The sequence below is a fragment of the Micromonospora sp. NPDC048930 genome, assembly GCF_043197935.1.
Classification (GTDB): Bacteria; Actinomycetota; Actinomycetes; order Mycobacteriales; family Micromonosporaceae; genus Micromonospora.
Window position 1 is genome coordinate 932,457 of record NZ_JBICUB010000001.1, and the last position, 13,799, is coordinate 946,255.

The 13,799-nt window shown below is 73.0% G+C and carries 13 protein-coding genes; 2 read left to right on the plus strand and 11 right to left on the minus strand.

The window, feature by feature from the left end; all coding sequences use genetic code 11:
* Window positions 1-173 precede the first annotated feature (173 nt).
* The 9 genes from ACGFI9_RS03985 to ACGFI9_RS04025 form a co-directional block, all read right to left on the minus strand.
* Window positions 174-1,355: an aromatic acid exporter family protein gene (locus tag ACGFI9_RS03985; protein WP_393174613.1), complete on the minus strand. Its 1,182-nt coding sequence runs from the start codon at window positions 1,353-1,355 to the stop codon at window positions 174-176.
* A 95-nt stretch (window positions 1,356-1,450) separates the two neighbouring features.
* Window positions 1,451-2,686 (minus strand): acyl-CoA dehydrogenase family protein, encoded by a 1,236-nt coding sequence (locus ACGFI9_RS03990; protein WP_393174615.1) that lies wholly within the window; start codon window positions 2,684-2,686, stop codon window positions 1,451-1,453.
* Window positions 2,686-3,717, minus strand: a complete 1,032-nt coding sequence (locus ACGFI9_RS03995) for a phosphotransferase family protein (RefSeq protein ID WP_393174617.1) — start codon at window positions 3,715-3,717, stop codon at window positions 2,686-2,688. The genes ACGFI9_RS03990 and ACGFI9_RS03995 overlap by 1 nt, the downstream gene beginning before the upstream one ends.
* Window positions 3,714-4,166, minus strand: a complete 453-nt coding sequence (locus tag ACGFI9_RS04000) for a MaoC family dehydratase (protein WP_393174619.1) — start codon at window positions 4,164-4,166, stop codon at window positions 3,714-3,716. The genes ACGFI9_RS03995 and ACGFI9_RS04000 overlap by 4 nt, the downstream gene beginning before the upstream one ends.
* Before the next feature lie 17 nt (window positions 4,167-4,183).
* Window positions 4,184-4,939 carry a 3-oxoacyl-ACP reductase FabG gene (fabG, locus tag ACGFI9_RS04005; protein ID WP_393174621.1) on the minus strand — a complete coding sequence of 252 codons (756 nt, stop codon included), beginning with the start codon at window positions 4,937-4,939 and terminating at the stop codon, window positions 4,184-4,186.
* 35 nt (window positions 4,940-4,974) lie between these two features.
* On the minus strand, window positions 4,975-5,634 hold the full coding sequence (locus ACGFI9_RS04010) for an HAD family hydrolase (RefSeq protein WP_393174623.1): 660 nt from the start codon (window positions 5,632-5,634) through the stop codon (window positions 4,975-4,977).
* Window positions 5,631-6,614 carry an NADPH:quinone oxidoreductase family protein gene (locus ACGFI9_RS04015; protein ID WP_393174625.1) on the minus strand — a complete coding sequence of 328 codons (984 nt, stop codon included), beginning with the start codon at window positions 6,612-6,614 and terminating at the stop codon, window positions 5,631-5,633. Before ACGFI9_RS04015 ends, ACGFI9_RS04010 begins: the two co-directional genes overlap by 4 nt.
* Window positions 6,611-7,393 (minus strand): SDR family oxidoreductase, encoded by a 783-nt coding sequence (locus ACGFI9_RS04020; protein ID WP_393174627.1) that lies wholly within the window; start codon window positions 7,391-7,393, stop codon window positions 6,611-6,613. The genes ACGFI9_RS04015 and ACGFI9_RS04020 overlap by 4 nt, the downstream gene beginning before the upstream one ends.
* Window positions 7,393-8,175 (minus strand): SDR family oxidoreductase, encoded by a 783-nt coding sequence (locus ACGFI9_RS04025; protein ID WP_393174629.1) that lies wholly within the window; start codon window positions 8,173-8,175, stop codon window positions 7,393-7,395. The genes ACGFI9_RS04020 and ACGFI9_RS04025 overlap by 1 nt, the downstream gene beginning before the upstream one ends.
* 203 nt (window positions 8,176-8,378) lie before the next feature.
* On the opposite strand from ACGFI9_RS04025, the gene ACGFI9_RS04030 reads away from it, so the two are divergent.
* Window positions 8,379-8,975 carry a TetR/AcrR family transcriptional regulator gene (locus tag ACGFI9_RS04030; protein ID WP_393174631.1) on the plus strand — a complete coding sequence of 199 codons (597 nt, stop codon included), beginning with the start codon at window positions 8,379-8,381 and terminating at the stop codon, window positions 8,973-8,975.
* A 57-nt stretch (window positions 8,976-9,032) separates the two neighbouring features.
* Here the strand turns inward: ACGFI9_RS04030 and ACGFI9_RS04035 are convergent, their stop codons facing one another.
* On the minus strand, window positions 9,033-10,460 hold the full coding sequence (locus ACGFI9_RS04035; RefSeq protein WP_393174633.1) for a sugar porter family MFS transporter: 1,428 nt from the start codon (window positions 10,458-10,460) through the stop codon (window positions 9,033-9,035).
* Between the two features lie 195 nt (window positions 10,461-10,655).
* Between ACGFI9_RS04035 and ACGFI9_RS04040 the strand changes: the two genes are divergently transcribed.
* Window positions 10,656-13,088, plus strand: a complete 2,433-nt coding sequence (locus ACGFI9_RS04040) for a low temperature requirement protein A (protein ID WP_393174635.1) — start codon at window positions 10,656-10,658, stop codon at window positions 13,086-13,088.
* Here ACGFI9_RS04040 and ACGFI9_RS04045 read toward each other — a convergent pair.
* Window positions 13,014-13,712 carry a class I SAM-dependent methyltransferase gene (locus ACGFI9_RS04045; protein WP_393174637.1) on the minus strand — a complete coding sequence of 233 codons (699 nt, stop codon included), beginning with the start codon at window positions 13,710-13,712 and terminating at the stop codon, window positions 13,014-13,016. The genes ACGFI9_RS04040 and ACGFI9_RS04045 overlap by 75 nt on opposite strands.
* Between the last annotated feature and the right edge of the window lie 87 nt (window positions 13,713-13,799).

A 13,799-nucleotide genomic window follows, 5' to 3' on the forward strand; every position in this document is an offset into this window, starting at 1 on the left:
CGGCGCGGACGGCGGAACCGGACAGCTCCGACCAGTCGCGGCGAAGTCGGCCCGTCGGGCCGCGAGGTGGCCCCTCCGCGTCACGGCCGCCGGCGGCCCGTCCCAGGCGGGAGCCGTGCGGCGACTCCAGGTATCAGGGCGCCGTGGACATCGGCTCGACTCCCCGGCGACTGTCACCCGCCCTGCGGTGCGGCGGTCCGGAGCGGGCCGAACGCTCGGCGGACCATCGAGTTCGCGTCGTCCTGTGCGACGCCGCTGGCCACCAGCAGATCGCTGACCGCCGTGCGGACCTGGGCGACCACGACCGCTCCGGAGAAGCCCACCCCCGCCCGGTAGGCATGGCCGGCCTCGCAGACCGCCCGCAACGCCTGCCGGCGGGCCTGGTCCGGCGCCACGCCGCGGGTGAACTCGCCGCGCAGCGTCCGGACCGCCTCGGCAAGGGCGGAAACCGCCGCCGGCATGGGCGGCGGGATGGATTCCTCGTCCTGGATCAGGGTCACGGCGCGGCGGATCAACGTACCGCTGTTGCGCATGGCCCGGTCCACCGGATCCACGGCGCGGGCGTAGCGACCCAACGAGTCGTCCCGGCTGTCCCAGTGCAGCGGGGAGAGCACGGTCGCTTCCTGGGCGCCCTGCGCCGCCTCGCTGAACGCACCGAGCTCCTTCTTGTTGTTCCGCAACCGGTCGAGAGCCGCCTGAACGCGGGTGGCGTCCCGGCGCTCCAGCGCGGCGGCAGTGGCGTCGAGCTGGTCGGCCAGGAGATCCAGCGCGGGTCGGGCGGCCCGGTTGATCACCTTGAGCGGGCTCAGCGGCAGCACCGCCGTCACCACGAGCGCCGCCGCCCCGCCGATCAGTGCGTCGACCAGGCGCGGGGCCTCCACGTTCGGCATCGACGGCGTCAGCGTGCCGATGAGCACCGCCGTCGCCGCCGCCTGCACGACCAGCGCGGGACTGCGGCCGATGAACGCGGCCACCAGCACCGCCAGCACCACGATCAGGCCGAGTTGCCACGGACCCGTGCCGAGCAGGTAGAGCAGGAGGTCGCCGACGCCGATCCCGATGGCCACCGCGATGACCAGCTCGACGGTACGGCGCAGCCGCTGGCCCACCGACGCGGCCAGCGTCACGACCGCGGAGATCGGCGCGAACACCGGTTGCGGGATGTGCAGCAGGCTGGCGGCCACCCACCAGGACAGGCCGGCGGCGAGGCCGGCCTGTGCCGCCAGCCCGAGACCGGCCCGCATCCGACGCAGCCGATCCCTGACGGTCAGCTCGGAGCGACCGAGCAGCTGGGCCACTCTGTCGCGGCCCCGGCGTCGCCCTCCCCGGCCACCGGGCGGACCGGCACCGACCATGGCCGGCGGCTACCCCGCCGCGCCTCCTTCAATCCTCCGCGGGCCGTCCGGTTCCACTCCTGGTCCGTGTCGCCCGGTCCGGGAACAGTGGCTGCTCAGACCTGCCGCTGCTGTCTCGCCGCCGCCTGGCGACGAAGCTCATGGCGGGCCAGGGCGTTCTTGTGCACCTCGTCGGGACCGTCGGCGAAGCGCAGGGTACGGATGCCGGCGTAGGCGGCCGCGAGCGGGAAGTCCTGGGAGAGGCCGGCGGCGCCGTGCACCTGGATCGCCTTGTCGAGGATCCACTGGACGGTCGCGGGGGTGGCGATCTTGATCGCCTGGATCTCGGTGTGCGCGCCCTTGTTGCCGACCGTGTCCATCAGCCAGGCCGTCTTGAGCACCAGCAGGCGCAGCTGCTCGATCCGCACCCGTGACTCGGCGATCCAGTCCCGGATCACCCCCTGCTCGGCCAACGGCTTGCCGAACGCGACCCGCTGCTCGGCCCGGGCGCACATCAGCTCGATGGCCTGCTCGGCCAGGCCGATGGAGCGCATGCAGTGGTGGATGCGGCCGGGACCGAGCCGGGCCTGGGCGATCGCGAAACCGTCGCCCTCGGCGCCGATCAGGTTCCCGACCGGCACGCGGACGTCGTGGAACTCCAGCTCGGCGTGCCCGCCGTGGTCGTGGTCGTCGTAGCCCAGCACCGCCATGCCGCGCTTGATCTCCAGGCCCGGGGTGTCCCGCGGCACCAGCAGCATGGACTGCTGGCGGTGCCGCTCGGCGCCCGGGTCGGTCTTGCCCATGACGATGAAGATCCGGGCGTTCGGGTTCATCGCGCCGGTGATCCACCACTTCCGGCCGTTGACCACATAGTGGTCGCCGTCGCGCTCCATCCGGGTGGCGATGTTGGTGGCGTCCGACGAGGCCACGTCCGGTTCCGTCATGGCGAACGACGAGCGGATCTCCCCGTCCAGCAGCGGCTCCAGCCACTGCTTGCGCTGCTGCTCGGTGCCGAACATCGCCAGCACCTCCATGTTGCCGGTGTCCGGCGCGGCGCAGTTCAGCGCGGCGGGAGCCAGGTGGCTGCGCCCGGTGATCTCCGCGAGCGGGGCGTACTGCAGGTTGGTCAGGCCCGCCCCGTGCTCGCCGGGCAGGAAGAGGTTCCACAGCCCGCGCTTCCGGGCGGCGGCGCGCAGCTCCGCGAGGACCGGCACCGAGTCCCAGGCCCAGCGGTTCCCGAGTTGCCCGAGCTGCTCGCGGAAGACCTGCTCGGCGGGGTGGATGTGGCTGTCCATGAAGTCGAGGAGGTTGTCGCGCAGGCCCTCGGTCCTCGGGTCCAGGGTGAAGTCCATCAGTGCTCCTTGAGGTAGGTCAGGCCCGCGTCGAGCAGCAGCTCGGTGACCTCGCCGAGGCGCTCGAACCCGGAGCCGACGGTCTGGCCGCGCAGGTGGCGGTAGTGGATGCCCTCGAGGATCGCGGCCAGCTTGAAGGCCGCCAGGCCGAGGTAGAAGCCGAACCGCGGCAGCTCGCGGGTGCTGCGCGCGGCGTACCGCTGGAGGATCTCGTCCTCGGTCAGGAAGCCGGGCGCGGACGAGGCGTCGGCCACCGCCACGCCGGCCAGCCGGCCGAGACGCTGGTAGAGCACCAGCAGCGCCAGGTCGGTCAGCGGGTCGCCGAGGGTGGCCATCTCCCAGTCGATGACGGCGGCGAGGCGGTCCCGGTCGTCGGTGAGGACGTTGTCGAGGCGGTAGTCGCCGTGCACGATGCCCGGCGCCGACTCGGCCGGCACGCCGGACACCAGGCGGGCGTGCAGCTCGTCGGCGGCCGGCAGGTCCCGGCAGTACGACGCGTCCAGCTGCGTCTTCCAGCGCCGCACCTGCCGGGCCAGGAAACCGTCGGGTCGGCCGAAGTCGGCCAGCCCCACCGCCGCCGGGTCGACCGCGTGCAGGGCGGCCAGGGTGTCGACCAGCCCGGTCGAGATGACCCGGGTGCGTTCCGGGCCGAGCCGCCCGAGTTCGGCCGCGTGCCGGTACGCCGTGCCGGCGACCCGCTCCATCACGTAGAACGGGGCGCCCAGCACGTCGGCGTCGGTGCAGAGGGCGTAGGTCGTCGGCACCGGCACGTCGGTGGCGCGCAGCGCCGACATGACCCGGTACTCCCGGGCCATGTCGTGCGCGGTCGCCAGCACGTGCCCCAGCGGCGGCCGCCGGACCACCCACGTGGTCCGCCCGTCACCGACCTCGTAGGTGAGGTTGGACTTTCCGCCGGCGATCAGCCGGGCGGTCAGGTGCGCCCCGGCACCGGGCACCGAGGCGGCGAACCAGTCGGACAGCCGGCCCAGGTCGAGGCCCGGCGGGTCCTGGGGTACGGCGGCGGCGGTCACGGGACCAGGATGCTGACGGTCTCGACCACGCAGGCGGGCTTCTCGGCGCCCGCCCGCTCGATGGTCACCTTCGCCGTCAGCTGGTAGCCACCGCCGCCAGGCACCAGCGACAGCAACTCCACTCCGGCGCGTACCTGGGAGTCGACGGGGACCGGCGCGGGGAAGCGCAGCTTGTTGGCGCCGTAGTTCACGCCCATCCGCACCCCCTCCACCTGGTACACCTGCCAGACCAGCATCGGTACCAGCGACAGCGTGAGGTAACCGTGCGCGATGGTAGCGCCGAACGGCCCGTGCGCCGCCCTGGCCGGATCGACGTGGATCCACTGGCGGTCACCGGTCGCCTCGGCGAAGGCGTCGATCTGTCGCTGCGTGATGGTGTGCCAGTCGGAGTAGCCGAGGTGGGTGCCGACCGCCCGGGTCAGCTCCTCGATGCCCTGGAATATCTTCATCGGCTCGCCCTCCCCGCTCAGGCCTTCGGCCCGCCGGCGACGTACAGCACCTGGCCGGAGACGAAGCCGGCGCCGTCGCTGACGAAGAACGAGACGGCGTGCGCGATGTCCTCCGGCCGGCCGGTACGGGCCACCGGGATCTGCGCCGCGGCGGCCTGCTTGAAGTCGTCGAACCCGATGCCGAGCCGGGCCGCGGTGGCGGCGGTCATCTCGGTCTCGATGAAGCCGGGGGCGATGGCGTTCGCGGTGACCCCGAACTTGCCCAGCTCCAGGGCGAGCGTCTTGGTGAAGCCCTGCAGGCCGGCCTTGGCGGCGGCGTAGTTGGCCTGGCCGCGGTTGCCCAGCGCCGAGGTGCTGGAGAGGTTGACGATCCGTCCCCAACCGGCCTTGGTCAGGTAGCCCTGCACGGCCCGGGTCATCAGGAACGCACCGCGCAGGTGCACGTCCATGACCGCGTCCCAGTCGTCGGCGGTCATCTTGAACAGCAGGTTGTCCCGGGTGATGCCGGCGTTGTTGACCAGCACGGCGGGCTCGCCCAGTTCGGCGGCGATCCGGTCCACGGCGGCCTGCACCGCCTGCTCGTCGGCGACGTCGGCCCCGACGGCGAGGGCCCGCCCGCCGCCGGCCTCGATCTCCGCGACGACCGGCTTGCCCGCCGCTTCGTCCAGGTCGACGACGGCGACGGCGAAGCCGTCCCGGGCGAGCCGCTTCGCGACGGCGGCGCCGATGCCACGGGCCGCTCCGGTGACGACGGCGGTGCGGGTGATGGTCATGGGGGTCAACTCCTCGATGGTGGGAACGGGGCGGATCAGTCGTGGGGTGCGGCCGGGGGCAGGGTGGGGAAGAACTCGGCGAGCGCCTCCCGGGTGCTCCGGGCGTCGGTGTGCCACAGCGCCCGCATGCCGACCGCGCGGGCGCCGAGCACGTGCGGCTCGGCGTCGTCGATGAACAGCACCCGGTCCGCCGGCAGGCCGAGCCGGTCCAGGGTGAGCGCGTAGATCGCGGCGAGCGGCTTGCGCAGACCGACCTCGCCGGAGATCACCACCGGATCGAAGAGCGCATGGATGTCGGGCGGGTAGCTGTTGCCCCAGCTGTTGGAGAGCAGCCCGACCCGTACGCCGAGGTCGCGCAACTGCCCGGCGAGCGCGAACATCGCCGGGTCGGGGCGCAGCCCGGCGAACAGCCGGTCCAGGACGCCCACCGGGTCCACCGCGCGTCCGTCGAGGGTGGTGAGTTCGGAGGCGAGCAGCGCGTCGAACTCCTCGACGGTCAGCGCCCCGGTCTCCAGCCGGTGGATCGGGGTGCCGTCCGGGGCGTCGCGGGACAGCCACGCCTTGAGGGTGCGCGAGAACGACGCCGGCTCGATGCGGTCGGTCCGCAGCCACGCGGCGATGGAGGCCCGGACCGGCCCGGTGAGCACGCCGCCGTAGTCGAAGACCACCGCTTGCACCTGGTTCGTGGCGGTCACGAGACGTACACCACCCGGCCGACGGTGGCGCCGTCGGCGAGCCCCTGCACCCCGGCGGCCACCTCGTCGAGGGCGAGGCGGTCGCTGACCAGGGGCCGGACGGCGCCCTGGGCGGCCAGCGCGGTGAGCGCACGGTGGCACTCGGCGACCGCTGCCGGGTCGTACCGGTGGTAAAGGCCCCAGTGCAGGCCCACGATCGAGTAGTTCTTGACCAGGGCGTGGTTCAGCGCGGCCGACTGGATCTGGCCACCGGCGAAGCCGACCACGAGGATCCGGCCCTCGAAGGCGACGCACTTGGTCGAGCGCTGGTAGGTGTCGCCGCCGACCGGGTCGTAGACGACGTCGGCGCCGCGGCCGCCGGTCTCGGCCTTGACCACCTCTACGAAGTCCGTCTCGCGGCGGTCCACGACGACGTCGGCGCCCAGTGCGCGGGCGACCGCCGCCTTGTCCGGGCCGCCCACGACCCCGATCACCCGGGCGCCGGCCGCCTTGCCCAACTGGACGGCGGCACTGCCGACACCCCCGGCCGCGGCGTGCACCAGCAGCGTCTCGCCGGCGCGCAGCCCGGCCCGGCGGTGCAGGCCGAACCAGCCGGTCTGGTACCCGATGTAGAGCGAGGCCGCCTCGGCGTCGTCGAGCTGCGGGGGCGCGGGGAACGTGGTCGCCGCGTCCAGCAACGCCAGCTCGGCGAATCCGCCGAACGGCAGCACGCTGCCACCGAGCACGCGGTCGCCGACGGCGAAGCCGTCGACGCCCGCGCCGAGCGCGACGACCTCGCCGCACAGCTCGACCCCGGGGGTGAACGGCAGCTCCGGCCTGACCTGGTACGCACCGCGACACATCAGGACGTCGGGGAAGTTGGCCGGAGCGGCCAGCACCTTCACCACGAGCTGCCCGGGACCCGGCTCCGGGTCGGGCACGTCGACGAGCCGCAGCACGTCGCGGGGCTCGCCGAGCTCGGCCACCCGCCAGGCCCTCATCGGATCGCCTCCTGCTCCTCGAGTCGCCGCTGGAGCTTGTTCATGCCGTGCAGCCAGCGGTCCGTGTCCGCCGCCCGGTGCAGGTAGTAGCTGGTCACCTGGGGGTGCGGGAGGATGAGGAACCGGTCGTCGTGCAGGGCCTGCCACGTCGCCTCGGCGACGTCCTCGGGCGCGACCGCCGGGTCGTGGCTGAGCAGTTCCTGCAGCGGCCCGGCGTCGTCGAGCATCCGGGTCCGTACGCCCTGCGGGCAGATCGCCTGCACCACGACTCCCCGGTGCCGGTAGGTCGCCGACAGCCACTCCGCGAACGCCACGCAGGCGTGCTTGCTGACCGAGTACGACGGGCTGCCGAGCATCGTGAGCAGCCCGGCCGCGGACGCGGTCACGACGAACCGGCCCGACCCCCGCTCCACCCATCCGGGCACCAGCAGCCGCGCGGCGCGCACGTGCGCCATCACGTTCACCTCGTGGGTGGCGGCCCAATCCGCCTCGGTGGCCTCCAGCCCCCTGCCCCGGTCGATCCCGGCGTTGGCGAACCAGATGTCGATGCCGCCCAGGTGACGACGGGCCGCGTCGACCAGCGCGGCGACGCCCTGCTCGCCGGCGGCGTCGCCCGGCGCGGCGTAGCCACCGATCTCCTCGGCCACCCGGCCGGCCGCCTCGGCGTCGAGATCGTTGACGACCACCCGCGCTCCCTCACCGGCGAGTCGGGTGGCCAGCGCGCGGCCGATGCCGTGGCCGGCGCCGGTGACCACGACGCCCTTGTCCCGTACCGGCATCAGACACCTCCGGTCAGGGTGACGCCGCCGTCCACGACCACCAGCTGACCGGTGATCCAGGCGGCGTCCGCGGAGAGCAGGAACGCGACGACGCCGCCGATGTCCTCGGACACGCCGAGCCGCTTGAGCGGGTACGCCGCCGCGACCTGCTCCTCCCGCCCCTCGTAGAGCGCGGTCGCGAACCTCGTCTTCACCACGCCCGGGGCGACGGCGTTCACCCGGATGCCCGGGCCGAGTTCGACGGCGAGCTCCTGGGTGATGTGGGTGAGCATCGCCTTGCTGGCGCCGTAGAAGCCGATGCCGGGCGCGGGCCGGACGCCGGCGATCGAGGAGACGTTGACGACGGCCCCGCCGTGTGCCTTCATCCAGGCCCGGTGCACCTGCTGCACCCAGGACAGGGCGGCGAGGCAGTTCACCTCGAAGATCTTGCGGGCCGCCGTCAGGTCCAGGTCGACCAGCGGCCCGTACGTCGGGTTGATGCCGGTGTTGTTGACCAGCAGGTCCGCGCTGCCGAAGGTGTCGATGGCGCGTGCGACCACCTCGGCCTGGTGGTCGACGTCGTCGGCGTGGCCGGCGACGCCGAGCGCCCGCTCCGGGCCCAGCCGGGCGACCGCCTGGTCGAGCGCCTCCCGCTTGCGCGCGGTGATGACGACGTTGGCCCCCTCGGCGACCAGCCGTTCGGCGATGGCGAGGCCGATCCCCCGGCTGGCGCCGGTGACGACGGCCGTCCGGCCGCGGAACCTGGCGGGCATCGAGTCCGGTGCGTTGCTCGGTGTGGTCACGACTGGCGCTCCCGCGTCAAGACCATGGGCCGACCTTCCGTTCCGAGGTTACTAAGCGCTTGCTTAGGATACATTCGATGGAGTGTGCGGCAGGGGACCGCCGGCCGTCAACAGATGCGGCCTGGCGGCTCCGCGCCCACCGCCCGCCACCGGCGCTGTGATACCAATGCCCCCGACCGGGCTCAGGAAGGAAGGACGGACCGTTGACCGACACCGCCGAGCACTCCCGCGCCGACGCGACCCGCGCCCGGCTGCTCGACGCGGCCGTCAGCGCGTTCGCCGAGAAGGGCTTCCACGGCACGACGACCCGCGACATCGCCGCCGCGGCCGGGCTGAGCCCGGCGGCGCTCTACGTGCACCACAGGTCGAAGGAGGAACTCCTCTACCTGATCTCCCGGTCCGGACACGACCACGTGCTGCGGCTGGTGCGCGACGCGATCGCGTCCTCCGACGACCCGGCCACGGCGCTGCGCCGGGTAGTGCACGACTTCGTGGTCTTCCACGCCCGCGACCACACCGGCACCCGGGTCGTGAACTACGAGTTGGCCGCCCTCAGCCCCGAGCATCTGGCCGAGATCCGCGAACTCCGCCACCAGATCGAGCAGGCGATCCGCCAGCTCGTGGAGCGCGGCGTCGCCGCGGGGGTCTTCGACACCCCTGACCCGCGGATGGCGGGCGCCGCCCTGCTGTCCCTCGGCATCGACCTCGGCCGGTGGTACCGGGACGACGGCGGCTGGAGCCCCGAGCACATCGCCGCCCGGTACGCCGAGATGGCGCTGCGCATCGTCGGCGCCCGCTGAGGCCCAGCGCCCCGAACGACGGGCACCGCCGGCCGGGACGACGACGCCGGCGGGCGGTCACATCGTCTCCAGTTCCCGTCCCTTGGTCTCGCGGACGAAGCGTCGGACGAAGACGAGGGAGAGGGCCGCGAAGGCCGTGTAGATGCCGTAGGCGAGGGGAAGGCTGATGCCGGCGAGGCTGGGGAACGAGATCGTGACCAGCCAGTTGGCGATCCACTGCGCGGACCCGGCGACCGCCACGGCGGTGACCCGGATCCGGTTGTTGAACATCTCGCCGAGCAGCACCCACAGGGCCGGTCCCCAACTCGCCGCGAAGAACACGACGTAGAGGTTGGCCGCGAGGAGAGCGACGACACCGACACCGGGCGGAAGGGTCAGGTTGTCGCCCGTCCCGCTGGCCCGGCTGAAGCACCAGGCAAGGGTGGCCAGGGTGACGGCCATGCCGATGGCACCGACGGTCAGCAACGGCTTGCGCCCGACCCGGTCGATGAGGGCGATCGCGAGCAGCGTGCCCGCGATGTTGATCACGCTCGTGATCACGCTGGTCACGAGCGCGTCGCTCTCGGCGAAGCCCACGGCGCGCCAGAGCGTGGTGGAGTAGTAGAAGATCACGTTGATGCCGACGAGTTGCTGCAGCGCCGCCAGGATGATGCCGGTCCAGACGATCGGCAGCAGGCCGAACCGGCGCTCCTGAGCTGTCGCGCCGCGCAGATCGGACAGGTTCATGGTCTGCTTCGTACCGGCCAGGGACCGGTCGATCTCGCCGAGGCGGACCCCGTCGCCGACGTACCGCTCCAGCACCTCGCGTGCCTGCGCCGTGCGCCCGCGCCGGACCAGGTAGCGCGGAGACTCGGGCATCCGCAGCGCCAACAGGCCGTAGAGCGCCGCGGGCAGGGCGGCCGAGGCGAACATCCAGCGCCACGCCGTCCCGCCCCACGGCACGTCGCCACTGGCGCCACCCGCCGAGGTGGCCAGGGCGAAGTCGACGAGCAACGCCGCGAAGATCCCCGTCACGATGGCGAGTTGCTGCAGGGAGCCGAACCGGCCGCGCTTGTCGGCCGGCGCGATCTCGGCGATGTAGGCGGGCACTATCACGCTGGCCGCACCGACCGCCATGCCGGCGACGGCCCGCCAGGCGGTCAGGCTGATCGGGCCGACCGCGAGCGCCGCGCCGACGGCGCTGACCGCGAACACGACCGCCGTGAGCTGCATGACCCGCACCCGACCGATCCGGTCGGCCAGGGGACCGGCGAACCACGCACCGATCGCACCGCCCAGCAGGGCTGCGGAGACGGCGGCCCCCAGCACCAGCGCCGACAGGCGGAACGACTCCCGGATCGCGTCCACCGCACCGTTGACCACCGCGGTGTCGTAGCCGAAGAGGAAACCGCCGATGGCTGCCGCCGCGGCCACCAGCATCGCCCCGCCACGCTTCCGGGTGGGTGGGTCGGAGGCGTCGTCGGACGGGACGCCCCGTCGGTCCATGCGGTTCATCCTGCCGAAGCCGAATCGCGAATGTCCCCGTTTGCGGCAACCCAGGCACCCACGCCCGGCCGAACCCGCCGGGCGAGCCCCGTCGAACTGCCGGTCCGGCCGTAGCCCGGTTGGCAGAGTGGGTGGGTGATCGGCGGCGGGCGGCGAGGGAGGTCGGGGCGGCGCCGCGCGCGACTCCCCGGGCAGGTGGAGTTCAGGACCGCGAGCTCCGGGGTGACCCGGCTGGAACTGTTCCTCGACCTGGTGTTCGTGTCCGCGTTCCTGAGCGTGACGGACCTGATGGCGGAGACGTTCCAGCTCGAGGGCCTGCTGCGGGGCGTGGTGGTGCTCCTGCTGCTGTGGCGGGCGTGGACCTCGTACACCCTGGTCGGCAACGTCGTCCGGGTCCGGTGGGGAATCATCCGGCCGATCATGTTCGGGGTGGCCGCGACCATCCTGCTGATCGGTATCGCGACGCCGGTGGCCTTCGTCGATCGGCCGGGGGCGCTCTTCGGACCACTGATCTTCGTGGTCGCCGTCGTGCTGGCTCGGCTGGTGGCGGCGCTGATCCTGACCTACACGGCCTGGGGCACTCAGGACATGCGGCGGTTGGCGCTGGGGATGTGGCTGCCGTTGGGCGCCAGCGCGGCGCTGCTGCTGTGCGGCGCCCTGCTGCCGCATCACCTGCCCGCGGGGGTGGACGGTGGGGTGGTGCGGCTGGCCTTCTTCCTCATCGCCGCGGTGATCGACTTCATCGGCGTCCGGGCGATCGGGGTGGGCGCCCTGCGGATCGTGTCGGTGCGGCACTGGACCGAGCGGCACCGGCTGATCGTGCTCATCGCCCTCGGCGAGACGATCATCTCGATCGGCACCAGCCGGGGCCTGAACGGGGGCCCACCGATCACCTGGGCCGTCATCACCGGGTCGGCGCTGAGCCTCGTCATCGTGGCGGTGCTGTGGTGGCGCTACTTCGACATCGCCGGGCTCGCCGCCGAACAGGCGTTGGAGCAGGGATCGGCAGGCCGGAGATCGGCGCTGGGGCGGGACGCGTACAGCCTGCTGCACGCACCCATGATCGTCGGGCTGGTCCTGCTCGCGCTCGGCCTCAAACGCGCGTTGAGTGCGGTCGAGCCCGCCACCGCGCACCGGTGGGACCGGCTGAGCGTGTTCGTTCTCTACGGAGGTGCCCTCCTCTACCTCCTCAGCCTGACGGCCCTCGAGCGCCGCACCATCGGCCTGCTCGGTCGCAGCCCCCTGCTGGGCATCGTCCTGGTCATCGCCCTGGTGCCGGTGGCGCTCCAGTTGCCGGCGGTGGCCGTGGTGGGACTGCTCGCCGCCGTGCTCGTCAGCATGGTGCTGGTCGACCTCTCCGTGTTCCGCCGACGCCACCGCGCACTGCACGACACGGTCGCGCGGGTTGCGGCCCGCGCCGCCGGCACCGGCGTCACGCCGAAGGAACTCTTCCTCGACCTGGTGGTCGTGTACGCGTTCATCCAGGTCACCGTGCTGATCGCCCGGCATCCCTCCGCGCTCGGGGTCGCCCAGGGGCTGGCGGTACTCGCTCTGCTGTGGGCGGCCTGGTGCACCTACGCGGGGCTCGGGAACGCCCTGCGCAGCGAGTCCATCCTCACCCGGCTGAGCGTCCTGCTGATCGTGGCGCTGACCCTGACGATCGGCATCGCCACCCCGCAGGCGTTCGACCGCGTGCCGGGCGGCCTGCCGGGCCCCATGATCGTTGTGCTCTGCTACGTCGCGCTCCGGGTGCTGCACCTGGCCGCGCTCCGTCGGGTCGCCGGCGCGGCGCTACGCGCCCAGCTGTGGCGGGTCGGCGTCCCGACGGTGACGGCGCTGATCCTGTTGCTGCTCGCCGCGCTGGCCGTCTCGCGACCACACGGGGCCGATCAGCTCGAAGCCGCCCTCTGGATCGCGGCCGTTGTCGTGGATTTCTCCAGCGGTTACCTCGGCGGGGCGAGGTTCTGGCAGATCGGTTCCGCACGGCACTGGACCGATCGGTACGAACTCATCGTCCTCATCGCGCTGGGCGAGGCCATCATATCGATCGGCGTGGCCGTGTTCGGTCGTCCGATCTCCTGGTCGGTCATCGCCGCCATCGCGGTCAGCATGGTCCTGTTGTCCAGCCTCTGGTGGGCGTACTTCGACACCGATGCGGTCGTCGGGCACCGGACGGTGCAGGCCCTGCCCGGCCTGCAGCGCGCGGCGCTGGCCCGGGACGCCTACACCTACCTGCACCTGCCCATGATCGCCGGACTGATCCTGCTCGCCTTCGGCCTGCACGAGTTCCTGGGGGCGATCAGCCACCCGCCAGGTGCGCACCTCCGGCTCGGGCACCTGGCCCTCTTCACCGGAGTCGTCCTCTATCTCCTGGCCGACCAGGCATTCTGGTGGCGCGTCCGGCACGGCATCCGCCGGGTGCGGAGCTTCGGGATCCTGGTCATCGCGGCCCTCGCGCCGATCACCAGCCCGCTGCCGCCGCTCTGGGTGCTCACCATCCTGGCCGGCGTCACCGCCGCCGTCCTGGTGATCGACTCCCGGCGGGCCGTCGAGCTACGGCGACAGCTGCGCGAACCACGACCCTCGGCCATCCTGGCCGATGCCCGACCGCTCAAGCCCTTCGGCTGACCCGGGAGTGGGCGGCCCGGCGGGCCAGGGGTCGAGGCGGAGCGGGCGGCGGCAGTGGTAGACCAGGGCCGGCGGCAGGTTGGTCCAGACCGTCCGACCCGTGGTCACCTCGTCAAAGACGGTGGTCAGCAGCCGGTGGAAGCGCCGCGCCGGGCGGGTCGGCAGCGCGTGCCGGTACGCGAAGGTGGTGAAGACCCCGCCCGCGCCGAGCGCCCCGACCACGGCGTCGAGGATCGCCCGCTGCCGTCCGGCGGGAAACGCGGCCCAGGGCAGCCCGCTGACCACCACGTCGGCGGACGCCAGGCGGCGCTCCGCCAGCAACTCCCCCAGCGTGGCGGCGTCGGCGCGGACCACCTCGACGGTGGGATGCCGGCGGGTCAGGCCGGCGGCGAAGGTGGGGTTGAGCTCGACCGCCAGGTGGTGGCCACGGCCGGCCAGCCGCCGCTGGATCGCCCGGGTGAACGCCCCGGTCCCGGGCCCGAGCTCGACCACGAGGGGCTGGCCCAGCCGGGGCACCGCCGCGGTGATGTCCCGGGCCAGCGTCGACCCGCTGGGCAGCACCGCGCCGGTGGCGAGCGGGTGCCGGATGAACTGGGCGAGGAAGGTCGGCGCGTCGCTGATCATGCCGGTCGACGCTAGGCGCGCGACGGCGGCGCGGACCTCGTGCCGGCGGGCGGCGTACCGGCCACCCGGAGGAGGCGCGGCGGCCGA

Coding starts and splice junctions, on each gene's coding strand:
- ACGFI9_RS03985 (WP_393174613.1), bottom strand. CDS start 1,355: ATGGTCGGTGCCGGTCCGCCCGGTGGCCGGGGAGGGCGACGCCGGGGC.
- ACGFI9_RS03990 (WP_393174615.1), bottom strand. CDS start 2,686: ATGGACTTCACCCTGGACCCGAGGACCGAGGGCCTGCGCGACAACCTC.
- ACGFI9_RS04000 (WP_393174619.1), bottom strand. CDS start 4,166: ATGAAGATATTCCAGGGCATCGAGGAGCTGACCCGGGCGGTCGGCACC.
- fabG (WP_393174621.1), bottom strand. CDS start 4,939: ATGACCATCACCCGCACCGCCGTCGTCACCGGAGCGGCCCGTGGCATC.
- ACGFI9_RS04015 (WP_393174625.1), bottom strand. CDS start 6,614: ATGAGGGCCTGGCGGGTGGCCGAGCTCGGCGAGCCCCGCGACGTGCTG.
- ACGFI9_RS04020 (WP_393174627.1), bottom strand. CDS start 7,393: ATGCCGGTACGGGACAAGGGCGTCGTGGTCACCGGCGCCGGCCACGGC.
- ACGFI9_RS04035 (WP_393174633.1), bottom strand. CDS start 10,460: ATGGACCGACGGGGCGTCCCGTCCGACGACGCCTCCGACCCACCCACC.
- ACGFI9_RS04045 (WP_393174637.1), bottom strand. CDS start 13,712: ATGATCAGCGACGCGCCGACCTTCCTCGCCCAGTTCATCCGGCACCCG.